Source organism: Roseibium sp. (assembly GCF_050301095.1).
In the GTDB taxonomy this organism is placed as follows: Bacteria; Pseudomonadota; Alphaproteobacteria; order Rhizobiales; family Stappiaceae; genus Roseibium.
The window spans coordinates 34,672-58,370 of record NZ_JBNKYW010000053.1; the positions used below are offsets into that span (position 1 = coordinate 34,672).

Annotated in this window: 21 protein-coding genes and 1 pseudogene; 10 read left to right on the forward strand and 12 right to left on the reverse strand. The window is 59.3% G+C overall.

The genetic code is table 11. The annotated features are described in order from the left end of the window. Positions 1–46 precede the first annotated feature (46 nt). From ACQY7U_RS04645 to ACQY7U_RS04655, 3 genes are all read left to right on the forward strand, one after another. Positions 47–1,933: an ABC-F family ATP-binding cassette domain-containing protein gene (locus tag ACQY7U_RS04645; RefSeq protein ID WP_428642473.1), complete on the forward strand. Its 1,887-nt coding sequence runs from the start codon at positions 47–49 to the stop codon at positions 1,931–1,933. A 54-nt stretch (positions 1,934–1,987) separates the two neighbouring features. Beyond that, positions 1,988–2,689 (forward strand): HAD family hydrolase, encoded by a 702-nt coding sequence (locus tag ACQY7U_RS04650; protein WP_428642474.1) that lies wholly within the window; start codon positions 1,988–1,990, stop codon positions 2,687–2,689. Between the two features lie 174 nt (positions 2,690–2,863). Further along, complete coding sequence (locus tag ACQY7U_RS04655) at positions 2,864–4,186, forward strand: hypothetical protein (RefSeq protein ID WP_428642477.1); 1,323 nt, start codon at positions 2,864–2,866, stop codon at positions 4,184–4,186. 18 nt (positions 4,187–4,204) lie between these two features. On the opposite strand, the gene ACQY7U_RS04660 is transcribed toward ACQY7U_RS04655, so the two are convergent. The 3 genes from ACQY7U_RS04660 to ACQY7U_RS04670 all read right to left on the reverse strand — a co-directional run bounded on the left by ACQY7U_RS04660 (position 4,205) and on the right by ACQY7U_RS04670 (position 7,043). After that, positions 4,205–4,597 carry a rhodanese-like domain-containing protein gene (locus ACQY7U_RS04660; RefSeq protein ID WP_428642478.1) on the reverse strand — a complete coding sequence of 131 codons (393 nt, stop codon included), beginning with the start codon at positions 4,595–4,597 and terminating at the stop codon, positions 4,205–4,207. Between the two features lie 31 nt (positions 4,598–4,628). Next, on the reverse strand, positions 4,629–5,081 hold the full coding sequence (locus ACQY7U_RS04665) for a DNA polymerase III subunit chi (RefSeq protein WP_428642481.1): 453 nt from the start codon (positions 5,079–5,081) through the stop codon (positions 4,629–4,631). Between the two features lie 462 nt (positions 5,082–5,543). Beyond that, a complete protein-coding gene (locus tag ACQY7U_RS04670; protein ID WP_428642484.1) occupies positions 5,544–7,043 on the reverse strand; it encodes a leucyl aminopeptidase in 1,500 nt (499 codons plus the stop codon). A 247-nt stretch (positions 7,044–7,290) separates the two neighbouring features. On the opposite strand from ACQY7U_RS04670, the gene lptF reads away from it, so the two are divergent. From lptF to ACQY7U_RS04705, 7 genes are all read left to right on the forward strand, one after another. Next, on the forward strand, positions 7,291–8,478 hold the full coding sequence (gene lptF / locus ACQY7U_RS04675; protein WP_428642486.1) for an LPS export ABC transporter permease LptF: 1,188 nt from the start codon (positions 7,291–7,293) through the stop codon (positions 8,476–8,478). Further along, the gene (gene lptG / locus ACQY7U_RS04680) at positions 8,475–9,569 is read left to right on the forward strand and encodes an LPS export ABC transporter permease LptG (protein ID WP_428642489.1); all 1,095 of its coding nucleotides are present in this window, start codon (positions 8,475–8,477) and stop codon (positions 9,567–9,569) included. Before lptF ends, lptG begins: the two co-directional genes overlap by 4 nt. Before the next feature lie 4 nt (positions 9,570–9,573). Further along, positions 9,574–11,958, forward strand: coding sequence for an LPS-assembly protein LptD (locus tag ACQY7U_RS04685; RefSeq protein ID WP_428642492.1), 2,385 nt, complete (start codon positions 9,574–9,576; stop codon positions 11,956–11,958). 157 nt (positions 11,959–12,115) lie between these two features. Continuing rightward, positions 12,116–13,042, forward strand: a complete 927-nt coding sequence (locus ACQY7U_RS04690; protein WP_428642494.1) for a SurA N-terminal domain-containing protein — start codon at positions 12,116–12,118, stop codon at positions 13,040–13,042. Between the two features lie 41 nt (positions 13,043–13,083). Next, the gene (pdxA, locus tag ACQY7U_RS04695; protein WP_428642497.1) at positions 13,084–14,070 is read left to right on the forward strand and encodes a 4-hydroxythreonine-4-phosphate dehydrogenase PdxA; all 987 of its coding nucleotides are present in this window, start codon (positions 13,084–13,086) and stop codon (positions 14,068–14,070) included. 7 nt (positions 14,071–14,077) lie between these two features. Continuing rightward, on the forward strand, positions 14,078–14,929 hold the full coding sequence (gene rsmA, locus ACQY7U_RS04700) for a 16S rRNA (adenine(1518)-N(6)/adenine(1519)-N(6))-dimethyltransferase RsmA (RefSeq protein ID WP_428642499.1): 852 nt from the start codon (positions 14,078–14,080) through the stop codon (positions 14,927–14,929). Positions 14,930–15,208: 279 nt separating this feature from the next. Continuing rightward, positions 15,209–16,156: a LysR family transcriptional regulator gene (locus tag ACQY7U_RS04705; RefSeq protein ID WP_428642501.1), complete on the forward strand. Its 948-nt coding sequence runs from the start codon at positions 15,209–15,211 to the stop codon at positions 16,154–16,156. Between the two features lie 45 nt (positions 16,157–16,201). Here the strand turns inward: ACQY7U_RS04705 and ACQY7U_RS04710 are convergent, their stop codons facing one another. The 9 genes and pseudogenes from ACQY7U_RS04710 to fabD form a co-directional block, all read right to left on the reverse strand. Further along, the gene (locus tag ACQY7U_RS04710) at positions 16,202–16,402 is read right to left on the reverse strand and encodes a YegP family protein (RefSeq protein WP_428642586.1); all 201 of its coding nucleotides are present in this window, start codon (positions 16,400–16,402) and stop codon (positions 16,202–16,204) included. Next, a pseudogene (locus ACQY7U_RS04715) lies at positions 16,376–16,537 on the reverse strand (YegP family protein); the annotation flags it as partial. The gene ACQY7U_RS04710 and the pseudogene ACQY7U_RS04715, both read right to left, overlap by 27 nt. A 192-nt stretch (positions 16,538–16,729) precedes the next feature. Then, on the reverse strand, positions 16,730–17,437 hold the full coding sequence (gmk, locus tag ACQY7U_RS04720; protein WP_428642504.1) for a guanylate kinase: 708 nt from the start codon (positions 17,435–17,437) through the stop codon (positions 16,730–16,732). Positions 17,438–17,442: 5 nt separating this feature from the next. Continuing rightward, the gene (locus ACQY7U_RS04725) at positions 17,443–18,336 is read right to left on the reverse strand and encodes a YicC/YloC family endoribonuclease (RefSeq protein ID WP_428642507.1); all 894 of its coding nucleotides are present in this window, start codon (positions 18,334–18,336) and stop codon (positions 17,443–17,445) included. 49 nt (positions 18,337–18,385) lie between these two features. After that, positions 18,386–19,513: an endolytic transglycosylase MltG gene (gene mltG, locus ACQY7U_RS04730; protein WP_428642510.1), complete on the reverse strand. Its 1,128-nt coding sequence runs from the start codon at positions 19,511–19,513 to the stop codon at positions 18,386–18,388. A 123-nt stretch (positions 19,514–19,636) separates the two neighbouring features. Further along, complete coding sequence (gene fabF / locus ACQY7U_RS04735) at positions 19,637–20,902, reverse strand: beta-ketoacyl-ACP synthase II (RefSeq protein WP_428642512.1); 1,266 nt, start codon at positions 20,900–20,902, stop codon at positions 19,637–19,639. An 86-nt stretch (positions 20,903–20,988) separates the two neighbouring features. Beyond that, entirely contained in the window at positions 20,989–21,222 is a 234-nt protein-coding gene (locus ACQY7U_RS04740) for an acyl carrier protein (RefSeq protein WP_008194310.1), read from the reverse strand. 247 nt (positions 21,223–21,469) lie between these two features. Continuing rightward, complete coding sequence (gene fabG / locus ACQY7U_RS04745; protein ID WP_428642515.1) at positions 21,470–22,207, reverse strand: 3-oxoacyl-[acyl-carrier-protein] reductase; 738 nt, start codon at positions 22,205–22,207, stop codon at positions 21,470–21,472. Between the two features lie 70 nt (positions 22,208–22,277). Beyond that, a complete protein-coding gene (fabD, locus tag ACQY7U_RS04750; RefSeq protein ID WP_428642517.1) occupies positions 22,278–23,222 on the reverse strand; it encodes an ACP S-malonyltransferase in 945 nt (314 codons plus the stop codon). Positions 23,223–23,699 lie beyond the last annotated feature (477 nt).

Below are 23,699 nucleotides of genomic sequence, written 5' to 3' on the forward strand. Positions count from 1 at the left end.
GCTTTTCTCTTGCATACTCCGGCCCGGTCCGCCAAACATCCGGCCCATGTTGCAAATCACTGATCTTACCTACCGGATCGGGGACCGTCTCCTGATCGACAAAGCCAGCGTCACGCTTCCCTCCAGGGCCAAGACAGGGCTCGTGGGGCGAAACGGTGCGGGCAAATCCACGCTCTTCAAGATCATTACGGGTGACCTGTCCACGGAAACCGGATCGGTTCACATTCCCAAACGTGCCCGCATCGGCCAGGTGGCCCAGGAAGCGCCGGGAACGGAAGAAACCCTGATGGAAGTTGTGCTCGCCGCCGACAAGGAGCGCAGCCGGCTGCTTGCAGAGGCGGAGACGGAAAGCGATCCGCACAGGATAGCCGAAATTCACACCCGTCTCGCGGATATCGGCGCGCACACGGCAGAAGCCCGCGCCGGGGCCATTCTGTCGGGCCTGGGGTTTGACGCCGCCGCCCAGCAACGTCCATGCTCGTCCTTCTCCGGCGGCTGGCGCATGCGGGTCGCGCTGGCGGCGGTCCTGTTCTCGGAACCGGATCTTCTGCTCCTCGACGAGCCGACCAACTATCTTGACCTTGAAGGCACACTCTGGCTGGAAAACTATGTCGCCCGCTATCCCCATCAGGTACTTCTGATCTCCCACGACCGGGATCTCCTCAACAAGGCGGTCGACAGCATCGTCCACCTGGAGCGCGGCAAGCTGACCTATTATTCCGGCGGCTACGACAGCTTCGACCGGCAGCGCCGCGAAGCGATGATCCTGGCGGAAAAGGCCAAGGAGAAACAGGACGCCCAGCGCAAGCACATGCAGGCCTTTGTCGACCGGTTTCGCTACAAGGCCAGCAAGGCCCGCCAGGCGCAGTCGCGCCTGAAGATGCTGGAGAAGATGCAGCCGATCTCCGCCCTGACGGAAGAAAGCGGCAAGCCGATCCATTTTCCGGACCCGGAGAGCCAGCTTGCACCACCGATCATCAAGCTGGAAGGTGTATCGACCGGTTACGGGAACACAAGGATCCTGTCTCGGCTGACGCTGAACATCGACAATGACGACCGGATTGCGCTGCTCGGCGCGAACGGCAACGGCAAGTCCACCTTCGCCAAGCTGATTTCAGGTCGCCTCGGGGCGATGGACGGAGACATCACCAAGGCGGGCAAACTCAAGATCGCCTTTTTCGCCCAGCACCAGCTCGACGAGTTGAGACCGGCGGAAAGCGCCGTTGCCCATGTGCGCACGCTCATGCCGGACGCCCCGGAAGCCAAGGTGCGCGCCCGTGTTGCCCGCTTCGGATTGCCGACCGACAGGATGGAGACGCCTGCAAAAGACCTGTCCGGCGGTGAAAAAGCGCGACTTCTGCTGGGGCTCGCCACCTTCGACGGTCCGCATCTATTGATCCTCGACGAGCCGACCAACCATCTGGATATCGACAGCCGCGAGGCGCTTGTCATGGCCCTCAATGATTATCAGGGCGCCGTCGTGCTGATCAGCCACGACCGGCACCTGGTTGAAGCCTGCGCGGACAGGTTGTGGCTTGTAGCCAACGGCAAGGTCGAGCCCTATGACGGCGATATGGAGGACTACCGGCGCCTTATCCTGCAAGGACCGGATGCGGTCCAGAAAGCCCGTGACAAGGCGGCCGCCGAAGAAGCAGAGAAGGCATCGGCTCAGGAAAAACGCCGCGAAGCGGCGCTCAAGCGCAGCCAGCTCAAGCCGCTGAAGCAGAAAATCGAGGCGGCAGAAAAGGAAATGGCACGCCTTCAGGAGAAGATCGACAAACTCGATGAGGCCCTCGCCGATCCGGACTTTTTCACCCGGGAACCTGAACGGGCGACAAAGTTCGCCAAGGAGCGCGCTTTCTGTGAGAAGAAACTGGTGAAAACGGAAGAGGAGTGGCTGGTGCTTTCAGCCGAATACGAAGAAGCCAGCTAATCGGGTCCACGCTTTTTCCCTCTCCCCTGGGTCAGGAAACAAGGAACTCGGCAGATGAGTGTAACCATAACAACGCTCGGCTTCGATGCCGATGACACGCTGTGGCACAATGAACGCTTCTTCCGCCTGACGCAGGACCGGTTCGCGGCCCTGCTTGCGGACTATTCGGAAAAGGACCACCTGATGGACCGCCTGCTGGCGGCCGAACGGCGCAATGTGCTCCACTACGGATACGGGGTGAAGGGTTTCACGCTGTCCATGATCGAAACGGCTCTTGAGGTAACGGACCGCCGGGTTGGAGCGGACGTCATTTCCGAAATTCTGGAAGCGGGCCGCGACATTCTTTCCCATCCGGTGGAGCCCCTGCCGCATGTGGAAGAGACCCTGAAGTCCCTTAAGGACCGGTACCGGCTGGTGCTGATAACCAAGGGAGACCTCTTCGATCAGGAACGGAAAATTACCGCCTCCGGCCTGGACAGGTATTTCGATGCCATCGAGATCGTTTCGGAGAAGACGGAAAATACTTACCAGACTCTTTTTTCCCGCCACGGAACAGGGCCTTCGGAGGCGATGATGACCGGCAATTCGTTAAAATCCGACGTCCTGCCAGCAATAAAATCCGGCGCATATGGAATTCATGTGCCCTATGACGTGACCTGGGCGCTGGAGGACGCAGACGAACCCACCAGCTCTAACCGCTTCTTCCGCTTGGATAATTTCGGAAAGCTTCCGCAGTTGCTGGCGCGTATTTCCTAAATATCCCCCTCTTTTTTTCCGTAGGTGATGAAACTTAATAAAATCTGATGTGTTGTCCTTACTGAACGTTTGGATTCCGCTGTCACCTTTGGCGTGACTTCGCGGGAGACCGTGTTGAGATTCTTTTCCTGACCCGGATGAAATATTCGGACCTGACACGCACAAGGACGACCCATGGCCCTCACCAGAACCGTAACGCTGTTACTCGGCGCAACAGCACTCGTGCTCACACCGGCACTCGCCCCGGACCTGCCGCTATCCCATTTCCAGGCCGACAAGGCGTTCGCCAAAGGCGGCAATGGCGGTGGTAATGGCGGCGGCAACGGCGGCGGCGGCGGCGGCAAAGGCGGTGGCGGCAACAAGGGCGGCGGCAACGGCGGTGGCGACAAAAGCGGCGGCGGCAACAGCGGCAAGGTGAGCAAGGGCGGCAAGTCGGCGTCGAATGGCTCCAACAAGGGCGGTTTCGGCCTGTTCAAGCGGAGTGGCGGCAGCACCAAGCAGGCCAAGTCCGGCAACGGCAAGGGACTTAACAATTTCCTGAACGACGTATTCGGTTCTGACAAAAAGTCGGGCAAAAACCGGGTCGCCAGCCGCGGTTCCGGCAAATCGTCCACCAAGCGTCTTTCCAAGGCGGAACGGACGACCCTCGCAAGCGTGTCGGCAACGCCCACGCTCAGCCCGCGCCTGAAAGAAAAGAACCTGAACGCGAGGCTCGGGCGCCTGAATTCCCTGAAACGGAATTACCACGCCTATATGAATTCCAACGATCCGCATCTGGCCTCGGTCGTGGATTTCGTCAATGCCAACATCGAATATCAGGAAGCAGCCGAAGCATTTGAAATCCTGGCTGAAGAGTTTGGCGTAACGCGGACAACCCTGCTGAGCTCTCTTGACGGGCTCGAGGGCTTTGCAGACCTGAACCTTGAAGAAATGACTTCCGAGGAACTGGAAGCCAGCATTGCCGAACAGATCGCGGCTCTGGAGAAGCAAATCGCGGATCTCGAAAATCCGGAAGAGCCGGTTGACGAGCCCGTTGAAGAGCCTGTCGAGGTTGTTGCAGCCGAAGAGGTCGTTGACCCGGTCGAGGAACCGACGGTTGAAGAACAGATCGCAGCCCTTCAGACGGAAATCGACAACCTGAACGGCGTTCTGGAGAGCCAGGAGTTCGCCGACTTCCAGGCAGCCGAAGAGACCTACAACTCCGCGGAAGCCGACCTCAAGACGCTTGAGGAAGGCACGACGGACGAAGCGCTGAGGGAAGCCCTCGCCGGAATGATCAACGACAACAGGTCCGACCAGATCGACGACGAAATGGTTGAATGGGCGTCGGACATTCTGGACGGCAAGATCGAGGAAATCCGCGAAGCGACGGCGGAAACCGAAGAAGCGGACGCTTCGGATCCCGACGCTACTCCGACGGATGAAGAAGAAACGGCAAGCACGGGTTCGCAGGGCGATACCACCGAAGAAGCTCTTCGCCTGACCCAGCTCGACTAACCGGCAAGGGACCGGTGGTCAGGACATCTCGTCCACCGGTCCCCCCGCCTTGACCCAGCCGGAAAATCCGTCTTTCAAATGGGCTGCCTCAAAGCCCATGTCATTCAGCGCAGACACCGTCAGCGCCGAGCGCCAACCCGAGGCGCAATGGAAGATGAAGCGCTTGTCCGCGGCAAAAACATCCTTGAAATAGGGGCTCTCCGGATCGACCCAGAATTCCGCCATACCGCGCGGACAGTGGAAACTGCCGGGGATGAAGCCGGAATTGTGCCGCTCGCGCACGTCTCGCAGATCCACGAAGACCACGTCAGGATTTCCCATCAGGGCAATCGCATCCGCCGTCTCCACTTCCTCAATGCGTGACTTTGCCTGCTTTACCAATTCGGCAGACGACACCTTCAGCTTGGTCATGATACCTCTCCCCTTTTGATCCCGCCTTCACTCAGGCCTTGCGTTCCCAGCCCCCGGTCTGTGTCTGCTGCCAATAGGCAATTTCGAAACCTTCCGCCTTAGCCTCTTTCCAGCGTTCCCTTGCTTCCCGGACAGCATCCTGGTCATTGTCGTCGAAAATGTAGATGGCGCGCTTGTAAGACGCCAGCGATGGCGGTGCGGCCCGGTCGACAAGAAACCGGACATCGGCCCCGTTCGGATTGTCCTGTTCTGCGGTCAGATAAATCGGCTGATGCTCCGCAAAGCCGTCGGCTTTTGTTCCGTGCGGCAGGAAACTGTCATCGGCAAAAGTCCATAGATGGGCGTCCAGAGCGTTGCAGCGTTCGGCAGTCCCGGTCTGAACCACCACCTTCCAGTCGCGTTCCATGCATTTGAGCAACAGCTGCGGCAAGGCTGCTTCAAGCGGCTTGTGCAGGAGGTGATAGAACACAACTTCAGTGGTCATCGGCGTCGGTGGCTCTCGTTTTCAGACTGGAATCGCAGGTCTGCATCCCGTTTCGCCTGCACCTCATGCCGGAAAGTGGTGCAACCGTGCAACAGCGTTGCAGACAAATGGGAACAAACTCACTACCGGCATGGACAGGCCACAAGACTCGTACCATTAACCCTTCGCAAATGTCGATTGACTAGGTTTTGTCCTGGGGACGATCCGAGGATCATGTGAATTGAGCCGACGGCCCGGTTTTGCGGCCCGGCTTAACAGGGGAAATGGTGAATGCTTGCGCGCGTAGTTGTGTTTTTTGCTTTGGTGGCCGTCGTTGCCGGCGCCACGCTCGGGATGGGGCTCCTGGTCGAACCGGCAACCGCCTGTCAGACCTACAAGACTTGCTAAGCGACCTGAATTGAATTTCAAAAAACCCGCCGAAACGGCGGGTTTTCTATTTGCGGTTCTGAAGGCTTTGACGGATCAGCCTTCGTAATGATCGGCGACAAGCTGGTTGAGCAGACGGACACCGTAGCCTGACGCCCAGCTCTGGCAGATGTCATCCTTTGGAGCGCCAAAGGCCGTGCCGGCAATATCCAGGTGCGCCCAGGGAACATCATTTGCAAAGCGCTGCAGGAATTGCGCCGCCGTAATGGAGCCGGCCCAGCGTCCGCCGGTGTTCTTCACGTCCGCATTCGGCGTGTCGATGATTTTGTCGTAGTCCTTGGAAAGCGGCAGCCGCCACAGAGGCTCTCCGCTTGTCTTTGACGACGCCAGCAGTTTGTCCGCAAGTTCGTCGTTGTTGGAAAAGAGCCCGGCATTGAGATTGCCGAGCGCGACAAGAACCGCGCCGGTCAGGGTCGCCAGGTCGATCATGATTGCCGGTTTGAACCTATCCTGGGTGTACCAGAGGGCATCGGCAAGGACGAGCCGGCCTTCGGCATCCGTATTCAGGATCTCGATCGTCGTGCCGGACATGGCGGTAACTATGTCGCCGGGTCTTTGGGCATTGCCGTCGGGCATGTTCTCCACGAGACCGATCACGCCGACCACATTTGCCTTAGCCTTGCGTGCGGCAATGGCATGCATGGCCCCGACCACGGCAGCCGCACCACCCATGTCGCCCTTCATTTCTTCCATACCGGCTGCCGGCTTGATGGAAATGCCGCCCGTGTCGAACACGACGCCCTTGCCGACCAGCGCAACCGGTGCCTGCCCCTTCTTGCCGCCGTTCCAGCGCATGACGGCAAGACGTGGCGGGCGGACCGAACCTTGAGCGACACCGAGGAGTGCCGCCATCTTCAGTTTCTTCATTTCCTTTTCGCCGAGAATTTCGACTTCGACGCCAAGTTTCGACAGAGCCTCCGCCTTGGCCGCAAATTCGACCGGCCCCAGAACATTGGCCGGTTCGTTTACGAGGTCCCGCGCCAGGATCACGCCGTCAGCGAGTGCGGAAGCAGCACCCCAAGCCTTTTTAACGCCTTTCGGATCAGCAACGGCCAGGGTCAGATCGAGATCTTTTTTCGCCTCCTCGTCTGCCTTTTTGCTCTTGTAGGCGTCGAACGCATAGGCGCGCAGCTTTGCACCCATGGCGAATTCGGCGGCCGCCTCGCCGGTCAGGTCAACACTTTCCGGGCCATCGAGAAGCACCACAGCCTTCTCGGCGCCCGCCTTCTGCAATACGGCAAGGACCGCGCCGCCAAATGCCCGCCAGTCGTCCGCTGCCAGTTCCTCCGGTTTGCCGATGCCGAAGACAATCAAACGGTCAAGGTTGCTCCCCGCGGGCGCAACCAGGTCGAGACTGGACTTTTTCTTGCCGGTGAAGCCTGCTATGGAGGCTGCGCGTTTCAGGCCGCCTTCCAGGCCGGACACGACGTCGCCGGCGACCGGCCCGAGGCACAGCTCTTCACCTGCCAGGATCACCACGACACCGCCCTTGGGAGGCTCGGCCTTCAGGAAGGAGATTTTGGCAAGTTTGCTCATTGCGTTGATCCTAACGTTTTTCTTGATTTTCATGTGACGTGCCGGGAGCGGGAGAGCGTATTGGCCCCGGATTGTTTGAAATGAAGATTGCCGCCAAATCATGGGGTTTCAACAGGATTTCGGCAAGGGGCGCAAAAATTAATGTATATTTACCATTCTTATTCATGGGCCGTTCACCACATTACGTGTTATTCGAACCTGGGCCAAAAACTCGCTATTTTTACAAGGGACAAGTTCCGGCACTGACATGAAAACGCTCGAACGTTACATTGTGCGCCGGACGGCCTATGCATTCACGCTCACGCTTGCGGCGATGACAGGTGTTGTGTGGGCCACCCAGGCCCTGCGCCAGCTGGATCTGGTGACCTCGAAGGGCCAGACCATCGTGCAGTTCATCGGCATCACCATGCTGGCCCTGCCCTTTCTGATCGTGATCGTCGCCCCCTTTGCCCTGATGATCGCTCTCATCCTTGTTCTGAACGCCTTGTCCGGCGACAGCGAGCTGATCGTGATTGATGCCAGCGGGGGCTCCCGTTTTCTCGTTCTGAAGCCCGTCATGCTGATCTCGGCCCTGGTCATGCTGCTTACCGCCAGCATGTCGCTCTATGTAGCCCCAATGGGCCTTGCCCAGCTGAGAACCGAGATCACACGGGTCCGGGCGGATCTCGTCGCCAACATCGTCAAGCCTGGACGCTTCATTACCGTGGAAAGCGGCCTGACCTTCCATATCCGCAACCGCTCCGGCAAGGGTACGCTGGACGGGCTGCTCCTCCACGACACCCGGGACCCGGAAACCGCCTTTACGTATCAGGCTGACACAGGGCAGATCGTAGAGGCTGCCGACCGGACTCTTCTTGTGATGCAGAACGGTACGATTCAGCGCCGCCCTAAGCAGGAAGGCGAAATCTCGATTGTCCGCTTTCAGTCCTATGCCTTCGATCTGTCCAATCTGATCCCGGAGGCCGGTGAACCGGTTTTCAAGGCAAGCGAACGCACGACCGCCAACCTTCTTTCCCCGGGGCGCAACGACGCCTATGCCTTGAAGAATCCTGACAAATTAACGGCAGAACTGCACGAACGGTTCAGCCAACCGCTCTATTGCCTCGCGTTCGGATTGATTGTGTTTGCGTTTCTGGGAAAGGCCCGCACCACGCGCCAGGGCCGCGGGTTTGCGCTTGTCGGGGCGATCGCCGGTTGCGTCTTGCTCAGGACGACCGGCTTCGGCGTAACGGCGATTTCGGGCGGGGCAACAGCGGTTCTGGTTTTGCTATATGTCGTTCCGCTTGCCGGCTCCGCCCTCGCGCTCGTTTCGATTTTCAGAGACCAGGGCGGACGGGAGTCCAAATGGGTCACCGACTTGCAGCTCAAGACCCAGGATATTCTCGACGCTGTCGCTGACCGGTTCAACAACCGGCGGACGGGAGGCGCCGCATGATCCTCGGCCGCACTCTTTCCATCTATTTCTCGGCCCGATTTCTGAAAGCCATTCTTGGCTTGTTCTTGTTCGCGGCCGTCCTCATGTTTCTGTTCGACGTTCTGGAACTGGTGCGGCGCGGCGGCGACCGGGAGGGCTTTTCCGTCCTTCGCGTTGCGCTGATTTCGGCCTTGCGGGTCCCTCTCCTGCTGGAGCAGGTCATCCCCTTTGCCGTTCTCTTTGGCGGCATCGCCGCTTTTGTCACGTTGAGCCGTGCGCTTGAACTGGTGGTCACCAGAGCCTCGGGCATATCCGTCTGGCAGTTCTCAATGCCGGCAATTGCCGTCGGCATCGTCCTCGGCGTTCTGTCGATTACGGCCTACAACCCGGCTGCCGTCTGGTTTCAGCACAAATCGGAAGAAGTCGCCACCGGCCTCTTCGGAACCGAACAAAGCTTTCTGATGCAGACGTCGAACGAGGTCTGGGTGCGTCAGGACGGGCTGGACGGAGAATCGGTCCTGCTTGCCAAGCAGCTTCTGGACGGCGGCACGCGGCTATTGGGCGTCACCATTTTCACATTCGACAAGACCGGCACCTTCAGGGAACGAATAGAAGCCAGGGAAGCCCGGCTTGGCGACAAGATCTGGTACCTGGACGATGCGATCGTCTATACGACCGAGCAAGATCCACAATCTTATGGCAGCTATCAGCTCAGTACGTTCCTTACGGCGACCGAAGTCCGCGAAAGCATAGGTTCGCCCGAATCGATCTCTTTCTGGAACCTGCCCCGTTTCATCGAATTGGCGAGAAACGCAGGGTTACCCGCGTATCGTTATAATTTGCAGTATCAGACACTGCTCGCCAGGCCGCTTCTTTTGGTCGCGATGATTCTGATTGCAGCGGCAGTTTCCCTTAAAGTTTCGCGCTTTGGCGGTTTGGGAAGCATGATTCTGGGTGGAATCCTGTCCGGGTTCGTGCTTTACGTTCTAACCGAGCTTGCAAAGGACTTCGGAGGGGCCGGTATCGTGCCTCCGCTTGTGGCTGCGTGGGCGCCTGGTATTTTTGGAGTACTTATGGGTTTGACAATTCTCTTGCATCAGGAAGACGGGTAAGGCGATGTCTTTTCCAGTTTCCCTGAACACAGAGATTTGGGCCGGAAAGGGCCGGTTGCTGGCGGCAGCGAGTGCGCTTGCCGTGGCGGCCTCCCTTTGCAGCGCGGCCATGGCACCCGTGCGCGCGCAGGACGCGCAGGGTCTGACGGCCGACCTTGCCGGCCACGTCAATCCGAATTCCGAGCTTCTGCTGGAAGCCAGTGAAGTCACTTATGATTTCGACAATGACCAGATCATCGCGACCGGTGATGTGCAGGTCTATTACGACGGCAACACCGTTCAGGCCCATCGGATCGTCTTCGACCGGAAAAGCCAGCAGCTCAGGGCGCTTGGCAATGTGATTTTCATCGAGGCCAGCGGCAATGTGGTCCGCACGGAAGAGATGACCCTGTCTGAAGATTTTTCCGAAGGCTTCGCACGCGCCTTGCAGATCGACACGACAAAACGCACACGTTTTCTTGCCGAGAAGGCCCGCCGGGAAGGCGACAACGTGACGACGATCGAAAACGGCGTCTACACGGTTTACACCAAGCCGACAAACCCGCCGAACAAGCCGCCGCTCTGGCGTGTCAGAGCCGAGAAGATCGTCCACAACCAGCAGGAAAAGATCATCCGGTTCGAAAACGCCGCCTTCGAAGTTTACGGCAAGCCGATTGCCTGGTTGCCCTTTCTTTCCATGCCGGACCCCTCGATCAAGCGGAAGTCCGGTTTCCTGATGCCCTACGGCCTGGTCTCGGACAAGCTCGGCTACGGCGTCACCGTTCCTTACTACTGGGCTCTCAGCCCTCATTACGACATGACCACGACGCTCACGCCCATGACCAAGCAGGGGTTGTTCGGAGACGTGGAATACCGGCACAGGTTCGAAGCCGGACAGGTCAGCGTCTCTGCCGCAGGCCTGTTCCAGGCGCAACCGAGCCAGTTTTCCACTCCCCGGGCCGATGACCGCTGGCGCGGAGCTGTCAATTCAAGCGCCTCCTTCAGTCTGGGCAAGGACTGGACACTCGGATGGAACGTCACCTACAAGAGCGACCGTGCGTTTTTCCGGGACTACTCCTTCGCAAGTTTCGGAGACAACGGCGAAACCTCCGAGATTTTCCTGGAAGGGAATACCGACCGCAACGCCCTTTCGGTCAGGGCCTATGCGTTCCAGCTCTCGCAGGAAGATTACGAAGACAGTGATTTCGACGCCAACGGGTTTTCACCGGTCGGCAGTTCCCTGCAGGACAAGCAGCCGCTTGTTCTGCCGGTAATCGACTATGACTACGTTTTTGCCGATCCTATCCTGGCCGGGGAGCTTTCGCTGGCGGCCAACTTCACGTCCCTGACCCGGGACGAAACCGATGCCTTTTCGATCGACGGCGGCACGACGGCAAAATTCCGGGGCGTTGACGGCACCTTCTCGCGCCTGTCCCTGAAGGGAGACTGGCGCCGGACCTTCATCGATCCGCTCGGACAATCCTTCACGCCCTTCGCCTATATGCGCGGCGATCTCTTTTTCCTGGCATCGCCCGATGCGGATGTGACAGCGCTGGCCGGAGAGACCTTTGTCGGCCGCGCCATGCCGGCGATCGGGTTGGAATACCGCTATCCGATCATCGCGACTTTCGATGGCGGCAACCAGATCCTCGAACCCGTGGCACAGGTTGTCGCGCGACCGGACGAGCAGCGCATCGGCGAATTGCCGAACGACGACGCACAGAGCATCGTTTTCGATACCACAACCCTCTTCGACTACGACAAGTTCTCCGGGTTCGACCGCGCAGAAGGGGGAACGCGCCTCAATGTCGGGCTGAACTACAAGCTTCAGCTGGACAGCGGCTACTATCTGAGCGGCCTGTTCGGGCGGTCCTATCACCTGGCCGGCGAGAACTCTTATGCAACGCCTGATATTCTGGGCGCGACCGCGGATTCGGGCCTTGCCGGCGATCTGTCCGACTACGTGGGTTCTCTTTACCTGGACACACAATACGGCGTGAAGCTCGGGGCACAGGCCCGGCTTGACAAGGACGACTTCTCCGTCAACCGCCTGCAGGCCCAGGCAAGTGCCATATACGGTCCTGTCGTGTCCTCCCTGGCTTACGCGTTCCTGGGAGCCCAGCCGGACGTCGGCATCGACGAACCGCGCGAGGAACTGCTCGGAGCCGCCACGCTGCGCCTTGAGGAAAACTGGCGCATGTTCGGTTCGATGCGTTACGATCTGCAAAACAGCAACATCGTCCAGGACGGCCTCGGTGTTGGCTACGACGACGAAGGCTTCTCGCTATCCGTTTCCTTTTCCGAAGACCGGAGCCGCAATGACGGCGACAGCGTCAACCGGATGCTCTATTTCCGGGTCGGCCTGAGAACCATCGGCAACACGCAGGTGTCCAGCGGCATTCTGAACTAGTTCGAAAAATTATAATCCTGGATGCTCCCGGCGAGCCATCATGCCGCCACGAAATCGAGCAACATGCTCGCAGACTTTGAAATTGTGGCTGTGATGTGCGAAACATCGTGTCACAAAACAATCAGTATGGCCCAGGGCCAGCACGGACGGTTATTCAATGCGACTTCGTTTCGTTCCGGTATTTTTCAGTCTTGCGCTAGCGTTGGCGGCACCGCTTGCCGGCCCGGCCCCGGCCTCGGCTGCGATCAAGGTCATCGTCAACGATACACCGATCACAGATTACGATATTTCCCAGCGGGCCAGGCTGATCACGCTCACCCAGCGAAAGTCCGCGGCGGCGGCAAAGCGTCAGGCCCAGCAGGAACTGGTCGACGATCAGGTCAAGCTGTCGGAAGCGGCCCGAATGGGAATCGAGATCAGCCAGTCCGAGGTCGACAACGCCTTCAACAACATTGCACGCAATGTGAAAATGACGCCGGCCAAACTCTCCTCCGCCCTGCGTCAGGGAGGTGTCAAACCGGAAACCCTGAAAGCCCGCCTGAAAGCCCAGCTCGCCTGGAACCGTATTCTGAGCGCACGGTTTCGCGGCAAGATTGACGTCAACGAGTCCGACATTATCGCCGCCCTCAAGAAGACCGACGAGGAAGACCGCCAGAAGTCCATCGAATATGACCTGAAGCGTGTCATCGTTGTCGTTCCCAAGAACTCGTCCGGAGGCTTCAAGTCCAAGCGTCAGCGGGAGAGCAACCAGATCCGCGCCTCTTTCGACGGCTGCGACAATGCCGGGGGCATCTTGGGAAAGTACAGCGAAGTGGTGGTCCAGCCGATCGGAAGGCGTCTTGAGACCGAACTGCCTGAAAACCTGAAAAAGGAGATTCAGGGCCTGCAACCCGGCAAACTGACAAAACCGTCCAAGTCACCCAACGGCTACGAGATGATTGCCGTATGCGGCAAGCGTGAGATTGCCTCGGATATCGCGGTGCGAACGGAAGTGGAAAATGAGCTGCGCGCGAAGGAAGGCGAAAGCCAGTCCCGCCGCTACCTCATGGAAATCCGCCGCCGCGCGACCATTATCTACCGCTGACCGCCATGTTGGGCTTCACTCAAAAGCCGCTTGCAGTCACCATGGGTGAACCCGCCGGGATCGGTCCGGATCTGACCCTTCTTGCCTGGGCAAACCGCAAGGCCCTGCGCCTGCCCCCATTCTATGTGCGCGGCGACATGGCGCTCTTTTCAGAACGGGCGCATACGCTTGGGCTCGGATTGCGCCTTGAAGACGTTTCTCCGGAAGATGCCAGCAGCAGATTTTCAAAGGCACTGCCGATCGTACAGACCGGCCCAGCCCTGCTGGACCGCCCCGGTGAGGAACAAGCCGAAACAGCACCCTCCGTCGTCGCTTCGATCGAAGCTTGTGTCGAGGATGTCCGCAAGGGACTGGCCACCGGCGTTGTCACCAATCCGATCAACAAGGCTGCGCTTTACAGAACCGGCTTCTCCCATCCCGGTCACACGGAGTTTCTGGGGGCCCTGGCGCGGAAATACTGGCCGGAGCTGCCTTGCGAACCGGTTATGATGATCGCCGGTCCGGAGCTCATGGTCGTACCGGTGACAATCCATATTCCGCTTAAGGACGTACCGGAGACACTGACCGAAGACCTGATCGTCAAGATCGCGGAAATCACCGCCCACGATCTGCAGAAACGGTTCGGATACCCCAATCCACGCCTTGCCATCTGCGGGCTGAACCCCCATGCGGGCGAACACGGGACAATGGGGACAGAAGACATGGACGTGATCGTGCCGGCCGTGACACGTCTAAGGGCCGAAGGCATTTTGGCTTCAGGCCCGCATTCGGCAGACACCCTGTTTCATCCGCCCGCCCGCAAGGACTACGACTGCGTGCTCGGCATGTATCACGATCAGGTGCTCATCCCCGCAAAGACCATCGGGTTCGACGAGAGCGTGAACGTCACCCTTGGCCTCCCCTTCGTGCGCACCTCGCCCGACCACGGCACCGCCTACGGACTTGCCGGTACGGGTACGGCACGCGTCGACAGTTTTGCGGCGGCGTTGCGCATGGCCAACGCCCTCGCCAATCCGGAACGGCTGTAAGACCGACATGGCCCAGATCGACGACCTGCCCCCCTTGCGCGAGGTAATCGCGACCCATGGTCTCAATGCCAAAAAGTCTCTCGGTCAGAATTTCCTGCTCGACCTCAACCTGACGTCCCGCATCGCCCGGTCTGCCGGCAGCCTGGAAGACTGCACGGTACTGGAAATCGGGCCGGGACCTGGCGGACTGACCCGGGCTTTGCTGGCAGCAGGCGCGAAGAAAGTGGTTGCCATCGAAAAGGACAGCCGCTGCCTGCCCGCCCTCGCGGAGATCGCCTCTCATTATCCCGGTCGCCTGGACGTTATCGAGGGCGATGCGCTCAAGCTTGATCCTGTCGCCCTGACCGGCGGCGACAAGGTGCGCATTGCTGCCAACCTTCCCTACAATGTCGGCACCCAGCTTCTCCTGAACTGGATCACAACCCCGGACTGGCCACCGTTCTGGTCCTCGCTCACTCTCATGTTTCAAAAGGAAGTCGGCGAACGGATTACAGCAGCGCCGGGATCAAAAGCCTATGGCCGGCTTGGCGTTCTTGCCGGCTGGCGATGCAAGGGCGGCATTCTGTTCGATATCAGCCCGAAAGCCTTCACACCGCCTCCGAAGGTGACTTCCGCCGTCGTGCATCTGACACCCAATCCCTCGCCCCTGCCCTGTGATCTGGCGGCCCTTGAAAGGGTCACAGCAGCAGCATTCGGACAACGCCGCAAGATGCTGCGTGCCAGCCTGAAAGCCCTTTCGCCCGATGCCGAAGAGCTGATCGTCCGTGCCGGCCTGACGCCGACTGCACGCGCGGAAGAAATCGATATCGCCGGCTTCGTGGACCTTGCCAATGTGTTCAAGGTTGTCCGGCAGGCCTGACCGGCCGGATCGGTGAGGATGTTTCCTGCTTGCGGCATCTTCCTGCATCCACGGCCCTGACATTGTCGGGATTGTCCAGACCAATGTCCCGCACCACCCAATCCGGCCATAAGGTACGGTCTTCGGGAAGATAAAGAGACGAAGCGGTTGGGTTTTCGGATCGTTGAAAAATACGTTTCAGCCAATGCATTTTCACTTTGGTCACCTCCGGTTTCGGCCTGAAAGTGCCAGATCATCCGTTCAATGTATCTGAATGATTTCGTATGATATAATACAAAAATGAATAATCTGAATTTCGATTGGGACGCCATTCGCGTCTTCCTTTCCGTGGCAGAACACAACAGCTTGAGCAGGGCAGCCGTGGAGCTGTCGCTGTCTCAGCCGACAGTCGGCCGGCATATAGCCCGCATGGAGGAACAACTCGACGTCACCTTGTTCGACCGTCGGCAAACGGGATATTTTCTCACGCCTGCCGGACGGCGACTTGTCAAGGCCTCGCAGTCAATGGCGCGCGGCGCCGCCGATTTCAGACGTGCGGTCGATCTGGAACGCGCGGATTCGCCGGACCAGGTTTGCAGAATCACGCTCGGAGAATGGGGACAACACTATCTGTCGCAACATATCGACAGCATCCTGACCGGCCTGCCGGGCGTCCGTCTCGAGCTCCACGCCGACGATGCCTTCTGGGATCTGAGCCGGAATTCGGCGGACATAGCAATCGGCAACCGCCCCCCCCGGCAAGCCCACCTGATAGCCCGCAAACTCGGCGAAATCAGCTTCCACGTCTATGCCTCGACCACTTATTTGGAAACACACCCGGAGGCCTTCGATCCGGAAACCTGGCTGAACCAGATCTGGGCTGGATATTGCGGTTCGAGGGCGCGGCTCCGGTCCTCGCAGCTCCTTGCCGAAATATTGCACGGCCGATCAGGCAATTATGCGGTCAACAATTCCGTTGCGCTTTTCATGATACTGCAGTCCGGGCACGCCATGGGCATTCTTCCGGACTGGATCGCGGAGGCGGAAGGCCTAGTCCGCCTGACGGATACGCCTCTTGCAACCACAGAAAGCTGGATCAGCTTTCACGAACAGCTTCGGTATCATCCCAAGCTGGCGGATGTGAAGGATCGCATTACGCAGCTCTATCAAGCGCACTTTCAGAAGACGGCGGCCTGGAAAGAGCGCAACGGTTCCCCTGCCCGCGGCAGCTCCTGCAAAACGAAATGAGCCGCCCTGACGGGCGGCTCACAAACTTCAAAAAGGTTCGCGCAATCAGGCCGTCTGGTCGTCCAGATTGGCGTCCGGGGCGTTTTTCTTGACCGACTCGATGCCGTTGTCGCGGGCGGATGCGCTGCTGTAGGATTCGCTGGTTCCGATCACCTGGCCATTGCTTGCCTTCAGGTTGAACATCGGCTTGCCGGAAGACGTGTCCTTGCGCTCGTAGCGACCGTCATCCGAGGCGTTCTTGCGCACGGATTCGATACCGTTCTCGGCGCTTGCCTTCTGCTTGTAACCTTCGCTGACGAGGATGATTTCGCCATTACCGGCCTTCAGCCGGAAACGGTACTCGCCCGCCTTGTCCTGATAGAGTTCAAATTTACCGGCCATGGTGCAATATCCTTCTGAAGAATCTCGTATATGCGCCGATTTGATGCAAAAAAACCCGCCTTGGCAAGTCCATCCCTGTCCGAAGTGCCAAGGACAAGGGCCAGGCGGTCCGGACACAGACGCAAAGCGCTGATCTCAAAGCCTATTTGCATGTGAAACAAGTCGGCACCCGGCTGGCGACTGCCGCATTGCCTAGCCGATCTCGCCGAGTTCCTTGTGCAGGTCATCGACCATGCCCTGAATGAGCGGGCCGATCTTGGGCGAGCGAAACTGCTTGAGCCGTTCGGCCCTCAGGATGGCGCGGACATTCTCGAAGGCCCTCTCCAGATCGTCATTGACGACGACATAATCGTATTCCGACCAGTGACGCATTTCACCGACGGCGGTCTGCATGCGTTTGGCGATCACTTCGTCGTTGTCTTCCGCACGTCTGTGCAGGCGCGATTTCATTTCCGCAATGGAAGGAGGCAGGATGAATACGGAAACAACGTCGGCCCGCATCTTCTCGTACAGCTGAAATGTACCCTGGATATCGATGTCGAATAGAATATCGCGGCCGTTTTCAATCGCGTTCTCGACGGGCCCCCGAGGCGTTGCATAATAGTTGCCGTGAACCTCGGCCCATTCCAGCAATTCGTCGTGGTCGCGCATCTGTTCGAAACGTTTGGCATCGATGAAGTGATAGTGGACACCATCCACCTCACTGGAACGTCGCGGACGGCTGGTTACGGAGATCGATAACTCCAGATTGTCTTCCTTTTCCAAAAGCAGGCGCGCGATGGTGGACTTTCCGGCGCCCGACGGGGACGACAGCACAAGCATCAGGCCGCGACGTTGCTGTTCGGCCTGATCCGCGCTGACGGTCGTTCCGACCGGGGTTCCATCGGCTGCGTCGGTCATGTCGTCTACTCCAGATTCTGTATCTGCTCACGCATTTGATCGATAACGGCTTTCAGGTCCAGCCCGATCGCCGTCAGATCCACGTCGTTGGATTTGGAACACAGGGTATTGGCCTCCCTGTTGAATTCCTGGGCAAGAAAATCGAGCCGGCGGCCGATTGCACCGCCCGTGTCCATCAGTTCCCGGACGGCGGCGACATGGGCATGCAGCCGGTCGAGCTCCTCCCGGATGTCCGCCTTGGTTGCAAGCAGGACGGCTTCCTGGTGCAGGCGCTGCGCGTCGAGCTGACCCTCGGACGCATCCAGAAGCTCTGAAACCTGTTTCTTGAGCCTTGCCTTGATGGCTTCCGGCCTGCGGGCGGGCAGGTCTTCGGCCGATTGCGTCAGATCGGCGATCGTGCCGATCTGTCCGCGCACGACCCTGGCGATCGCGTGGCCTTCCGTGTGCCGCATGTCAACCAGGTCGATCAGGGCCGCGTCCAGCGTGGTCAGAAGCGCGTTGTGAAGGGCAGCCTGCACCTCTTCATCGTCTTCCGGTTCCTTCAACTCGAACACGCCCTTCTGTGACAGGATGCCGTCCAGCGACGGCGGAGCCAGATCGGGCACGCGGTTCTTCAGAAGTTCTATGGTGGACAGCACCGCGTCCAACGCGGATTCGTTGACCTGGAACAGCTGCTCCGACTGATCCCGTTGCATGGCAAGTCCGATCGAAACGTTCCCGCGCCGCAGAACCTTGCTGCACCGTTCCCGGATTTTCGGCTCCAGGGTTTCCAGACCCGTCGGGATACGGATGCGCAGATCCAGGGACTTTCCGTTGACGGACCTGAGCTCCCAGGTCCAGCGGACCGCTCCCGACTCCCCAAGGGCCCGTGCGAACCCCGTCATGCTGGCAAGCGCCATGTGCCCCTCCGGAACTATTCGACCGGCAACCGGCCCGGAAAACCCGGGATCAATTGGAATTGACCGGTTCCAACTTGCTTTCTTCGGCCTGACGGCGATCTTTTTCGATCTTGCGCCACTTGCGCACGTTATCCTGATGCTGCTCGTAGGTCTCGGCGAAAACATGCCCGCCGGTTCCGTCCGCAACAAAATAGAGATCCTGCGTGCGCGACGGGTTGGCCACCGCCTCCATGGCGGCTCGACCCGGATTTCCGATCGGTCCCGGCGGCAGTCCGTCGATCTGGTAGGTATTGTATTTGTTCTCTTTTTTCAGCTCGGACTGCTTGATCGCGGACCGGTCCTTCAGCCAGGCCTCACCGCCATAAAGACCGTAGAGGATCGTCGGATCGGACTGAAGACGCATCTTCTTGTTGAGGCGGTTGACAAAGACGCCAGCCACGCGCGAACGCTCGTCCGCAAGGGCGGTTTCCTTTTCAACTATCGATGCCAGGATCACCAGTTCCTCGGGCGAGTTGATCGGCAAGCCGTCGACCCGCCGTTCCCAGATTTCTGTCAGCAGCTTCACCTGAGCTGCCTTCATCTGGTTCAGGACCTCTTGCCGCGGTGTTCCGCGTGCGAAGGTGTATGTCTCCGGCAGCAATGCCCCTTCTTCGGGAATTTCAGTGATTTCACCGGTCAGGATCGGATGTTCACGAACGCGGGCGACGATCTGGGCGGTGGTCCAGCCTTCCGGGATTGTCACCGAATGGGTAACCGCCTTGCCTTCCACGAGATCGTTCATGATCTCCTGCATCGACACTCCGGGGGCGAAGGCATATTCGCCGGCTTGAAGCTTCGTGGCGTTCTTGTAGAAGCGAATACCGAGATTGAAGACCCACTCGTCCAACACACTGTCGTCGATGATGCCTTCGGCCGTAAGGCGGCTCGTGATCCCGGACAGCCCCGCACCGGAGGAAATCACCACGGTGGTTTCCTTGGAAAGCGGTCCGGGTTCTTCGAATTTATGCTTGCCGATATAGAGTGCTGCGCCAACAGCCGCCAGGCCGAACACCGTCAGGGTGATGACCATATTGATCAGGATGACGAAGGGATTGCGGACGTGGCGGGAACGTTGCGGCGGTGCCGGAGCCTGTTCGGGTTGCAGGGCTTCACGCGGGCTTTTCGGCTTAATGCGCATAATCGGTCGCACCTCCAATACTGAGCCCGGGTTGCCAGCCAGGCTCAAGCGGACCAGTTGTCACAATCAGTATCTCAAGCCGGGCACAAGGAGAAAGGTCCGGCTTGAGAGAACTTGAATGGGCTATGCGGCAACTTTGCGGAAGACGAGGGACGCATTTGTGCCACCGAAGCCGAAAGAGTTCGACAGGGCAACATTGATGTCCATCTTCTTCGGCTGGTGCGGCACCAGGTCGATTTCCGTTTCAACCGACGGATTGTCGAGGTTGATGGTCGGCGGCGCCATGCCGTCACGGATCGCCATGACCGAGAAAATCGCCTCGACCGCACCGGCCGCCCCAAGCAGGTGGCCGATGGAGGACTTGGTCGAGGACATGGTCAGATTGGCTGCATGCTCACCCGCGAGGCGGGTAACGGCACCAAGTTCGATCTCATCCCCCAGCGGCGTCGACGTGCCGTGCGCGTTGACGTAGTCGACTTCAGCCGGCGTGATCTTTGCACGGTTCAGCGCAGCTTCCATGCAACGGTAAGCACCGTCTCCGTCGGAGGACGGCGCCGTGATGTGGTAGGCGTCGCCGGAAAGACCGTAGCCGATGACTTCGGCATAGATCTTCGCGCCGCGGCGAACCGCATGTTCATATTCTTCCAGAACGACAACACCGGCGCCCTCGCCCATGACGAAGCCGTCGCGATCCTTGTCATAGGGACGCGAACCTCTTTCCGGAGCATCGTTGAAACCGGTGGAAAGCGCACGGCAAGCGGCAAAACCGGCAAGGGCCAGACGGCAGACCGGAGACTCGGCACCGCCGGCAACCATCACATCCGCGTCGCCGAAGGCGATCAGGCGGGAAGCGTCGCCAATGGCATGCGCACCGGTGGAACAGGCTGTCACGACCGCATGGTTCGGACCCTTGAGGCCGTGACGGATGGATACATAACCGCCGGCGAGGTTGATCAGTCGGCCCGGAATGAAGAACGGGCTGATGCGCCGCGGGCCCTTTTCGGCCAGCAGATACGCACCCTGCTCGATGCCCTGGAGACCACCGATGCCGGAACCGATCAGCACACCGGAACGGACCTGCTGCTCGTAGGTCTCCGCCTTGTAGCCGGAATCGGCCATGGCCTGATCGGCGGCGGCCATGGCATAGACGATGAAATCGTCGACCTTGCGCTGCTCTTTGACATCCATCCAGTCATCCGGATTGAATGCGCCGTCTTCAGCGGAACCGCGCGGGATCTGGCAGGCGATTTGACAGGCCAAATCGTCGACTTTGAAGTTGGTGACCTTGTTGGCCCCGCTCTTTCCCTCGAGGATTTTCTTCCAAGTGACATCGGCACTACCGCCAAGCGGCGTGACCATGCCCAACCCTGTTACGACAACTCGCCTCATACACCCGCACTTACGTTGGAAGGGCCAGGCGGAGAAGCCTCCGCCGGCCCAAACATCATTTCAAACCGAACTAAGGGCGATTGCCCTTACTTGTTGGCTTCCAGGAACTTTACAGCGTCGCCAACAGTCAGGATGGTTTCTGCTGCGGTATCCGGGATTTCAACGCCGAATTCTTCTTCGAATGCCATGACCAGTTCAACGGTGTCGAGGCTGTCTGCGCCGAGATCGTCGATAAAGCTTGCGCCTTCCACAACCTTCTCAGCGTCCACACCGAGGTGCTCAACGACGATTTTCTTTACCCGATCCGCAATATCGCTCATCTTTCACTTCCTTAGTTTTCGTCTATTCATCTCTCGCGAAACTGCCCCTGACCGGTTTGCTAGAAAGCGGCGGCGCGAAATCGCGGTCTTCAAGATGTCTGCGCGCAGTCAGGACAGACATTCGGACGTGACTGCGCAATTCGGAACAATCGGCGGGTTGGTAACACACTTTGTTGCCCTTTACCAGCCGGTCCAGACCGCTTGTTCGCGGTCCGGATTCTTTTTGCCTTCGCGGCGAAACTTCCTTTTAAATCATAGCCATGCCGCCATTGACGTGCAGAGTCTGGCCTGTCACGTAGGCAGCTTCGTCGCTGGCGAGGTAGAGTGCGGCAGCCGCGATCTCCGCCGAAGTGCCCAAACGGCCCGCGGGGACACTACCCAAAATCGATTCTTTTTGCTTGTCGTTCAGGGCATCCGTCATCGCGGTTTCGATGAAACCCGGCGCGATCGTGTTGACGGTGATGTTACGGCTGGCGACCTCACGGGCCAGCGACTTGTACATGCCGATCATGCCTGCTTTCGCGGCTGCGTAGTTGGCCTGCCCCGGGTTGCCCGTCACACCGACGACCGAAGTGATACCGACGATACGGCCTGAGCGGCGCTTCATCATGCCCTTGATTGCAGCCCGGCACAGACGGAAACCGGACGAAAGGTTGACTTCCAGCACCTGGTCCCACTCCTCGTCCTTCATGCGCATGAAGATATTGTCGCGGGTGATACCGGCGTTGTTGACCAGGATGTCGACGGACCCCATCTTCTCTTCCGCAGTCGGCAGGAGCGCGTCGACAGCGGCCCGGTCGGACAGGTTCGCGGGCGTCACGAACGCCCGCTCGCCAAGATCAGCAGCCAGGGCTTCCAGTTTTTCCGCACGTGTACCGGACAGCGAAACCGTCGCGCCCTGCGCATGCAGTGCCCGGGCAATAGCCTCGCCGATACCACCGGTCGCGCCGGTGACGAGTGCGTTTTTCCCTTCCAAGCTGAACATATAGGGTCCTTCCCTGATCCTTTTCTGCCTTGCGGCGGGATTTAAGTCCTGTGCACCGGCCTTGAAAGACTTAGCCGGTGATTTTTTCCATGAGAGCGTCGATGTCTTCCGGAGAATTGACCGCAAGTCCGGCGGCATCCTTGTGAATACGCTTGACCATGCCCGTAAGAACCTTGCCGGTTCCGACTTCAACCAGCGTATCGACGCCGTTTTCGGCAAGCCAGATCACACTTTCGCGCCAGCGGACGGTGCCGGTCACCTGCTCCACCAGGCGGTTGCGGATCTCGTCGGGATCCGTGATCGGTGCGGCCAGGACGTTCGCAACCAGCGGCACGACGGGCGCCTTGACATCCGCACCGGCCAGGGCTTCAGCCATGGCGTCGGCGGCCGGCGCCATCAGCGAGCAATGGAACGGCGCGCTGACGGGCAGCATCACGGCGCGCCGGGCGCCCTTGGCCTTGGCAATCTCGATGGCCCGCTCGACCGCGGCCTTGTGCCCGGAAACGACGACCTGCCCCGGCGCGTTGTCATTGGCGGCCTGACAGACCTCGCCCTGAGCGGCAGCCTCGGCAACCTCGACGGCGACATCGAAATCAAGGCCGAGAAGCGCTGCCATCGCTCCCTGCCCGACCGGCACCGCATTCTGCATGGCATCGCCGCGAATGCGCAGCAGCCGTGCGGCTGTCGCCACATCAAGGCTGCCGGCGGCGGCAAGGGCCGAATACTCGCCGAGCGAATGACCGGCCACATAGGAAACGACGGACTTCAGGTCGAGGCCCCTGGCTTCCAGAACCCGCATGGTGGCTAGGCTCACGGCCATCAGGGCCGGCTGCGCGTTCGCGGTCAGCGTCAAGGCGTCGTCCGGACCGTTCCACATGACATCGGAAAGCTTCTGCCCGAGGGCTTCGTCGACCTCCTCGAAGACAGCCCTTGCTTCAGCATAAGTGTCGGCAAGCAGTTTGCCCATGCCGACACTCTGGCTGCCCTGCCCTGGAAATGTAAATGCAATGGTCATCTGGAAAGCGCCTCCGTGACACGTGTGAGGATGCCGGACCAGCCGCCCGGCGGTCTCCGGCATTGATAGATAGCGTAAAGCAGACCGAGCGGGCTGCAGCCGAACTTGGCGCGAGGCTATGATACGCTCTTAACCGAACTGTCAAGGCCCAGCAGACAATCTAATCGCAAATTCGCGTGCTTTTGTCCGTTTTCCCGTAAGAGGTGCGTAAACGAAACAGGCTCCTCCTTTCTACCGGCCTACCAGCAGGGGGGCTCCTGTCCGGGATAGCGAAGGTCACGCCGTCGCGTACGTCCGGGGCCTGCCGGCATGGTTTTCGGGTTTTCGCCAAACCGTTCTTGAAACCCCTTGCATTTTTGCCAGAAGGGAGTATAGACCGCGCTTCATCCGGGGTTTGGCCGGGGGCTGAACGGAAGGGCGTTTGCCAGGACTCGTAAAAAAGGTCCGACTTCCCGTGTTCCCGCTCTCGTTAGAATT